The sequence below is a fragment of the Neisseria subflava genome (genome assembly GCF_003044935.1).
GTDB lineage: Bacteria > Pseudomonadota > Gammaproteobacteria > Burkholderiales > Neisseriaceae > Neisseria > Neisseria subflava_E.
In genome coordinates this window covers 1-1,952 of the sequence record NZ_POXP01000008.1, presented here as the reverse complement: position 1 = coordinate 1,952, position 1,952 = coordinate 1, and the positions used below count along the sequence as shown (strand labels likewise).

The 1,952-nt window shown below is 54.9% G+C and carries 1 pseudogene; it reads left to right on the top strand.

From position 1 onward, the window contains the following. Positions 1-1,952, top strand: a pseudogene (locus DBY95_RS10530) (hypothetical protein); the annotation flags it as partial.

The window sequence follows — 1,952 nt, the reverse complement described above, 5'->3', positions numbered from 1 at the left end:
GTCAAACTGACCAAAGACGGTTTGAACAACGCCGGCAACAAAGTGACCAACGTAGCTGCCGGTACCGACGATACCGACGCCGTTAACTACGGTCAGCTGAAAGAAACCAACGCCAATGTGGCCAAAGGTCTGAACATTGCTGCCGACAACGGTAACGACGACAACGTCCAACTGGGCGAAACCGTTGCCTACCGCAGCAGCGACAAAAACATCGTCACCACCGTGTCCGACAACCAGATTGACTTTAAACTGGCCAAAGACATCACCGTTGACAGCGTGACTGCAGGCGACAGCAAACTGAATTCAGACGGCCTCACCATTACCGGTGGCCCGAGTGTGACCAAGTCAGGCATCAATGCCGCCGGCAACAAGATCACCAATGTTGCCCCGGGTACCGATGACACCGACGCCGTCAACTACAGCCAGCTGAAACAGCAAAGCGCCGCCGCCCGTACCGAGGTTGCAGCCGGTACCAACATCAAAGACGTGGTGAAAACGACCGGCGCCAACGGCCAAGACATCTACACCGTCAACGCCAAAGGCACAACTGCCAGCGCAGGTTCTGACAAAGTGACCGTCACTGCTTCAGCAGAAGACGCGAACAACGTGACCGACTATAGCATCGACTTGGCTGATAGCACCAAAGACGACATCCAAAAAGGTGTGGATGCCAAAACCACCGTTGACAACAAAGGCCTGACCTTCAACGGCGACAGCGGCAGCACCAATATCGAAAAACTCGGCTCCACCGTGACCGTTGCCGGCGACGACAACATCACCACCGAAGCCCAAGACGATAAAGTGACCGTTAAGCTGAACAAAGACCTGGTTGTAGACAGCGTCAAAGCCGGCGACACCACCGTTAACAACGACGGTGTAAAAGTAGGCGATGATGTTGCATTGACCCAAGACGGCGTTAAAGCAGGTGACGTCAAACTGACCAAAGACGGTTTGAACAACGCCGGCAACAAAGTGACCAACGTAGCCGCCGGTACCGACGATACCGACGCCGTTAACTACGGTCAGCTGAAAGAAACCAACGCCAATGTGGCCAAAGGTCTGAACATTGCCGCCGACAACGGTAACGACGACAACGTCCAACTGGGCGAAACCGTTGCCTACCGCAGCAGTGACAAAAACATCGTCACCACCGTGTCCGACAACCAGATTGACTTCAAACTGGCCAAAGACATCACCGTCGACAGCGTCACTGCAGGCGACAGCAAACTGAATTCAGACGGCCTCACCATTACCGGTGGCCCGAGTGTGACCAAGTCAGGCATCAATGCCGCCGGCAACAAGATTACCAACGTAGCCGCCGGTACCGATGACACCGACGCCGTCAACTACAGCCAGCTGAAACAGCAAAGCGCCGCCGCCCGTACCGAAGTTGCAGCCGGTACCAACATCAAAGACGTGGTGAAAACGACCGGCGCCAACGGCCAAGACATCTACACCGTCAACGCCAAAGGCACAACTGCCAGCGCAGGTTCTGACAAAGTGACCGTCACTGCTTCAGCAGAAGACGCGAACAACGTGACCGACTATAGCATCGACTTGGCTGATAGCACCAAAGACGACATCCAAAAAGGTGTGGATGCCAAAACCACCGTTGACAACAAAGGCCTGACCTTCAACGGCGACAGCGGCAGCACCAATGTCGAAAAACTCGGCTCCACCGTGACCGTTGCCGGCGACGACAACATCACCACCGAAGCCCAAGACGATAAAGTGACTGTCAAACTGAACAAAGACCTGGTTGTAGACAGCGTCAAAGCCGGCGACACCACCGTTAACAACGACGGTGTGAAAGTAGGCGACGATGTCGCATTGACCCAAGACGGCGTTAAAGCAGGTGACGTCAAACTGACCAAAGACGGTTTGAACAACGCCGGCAACAAAGTGACCAACGTAGCTGCCGGTACCGACGATACCGACGCCGTTAACTACGG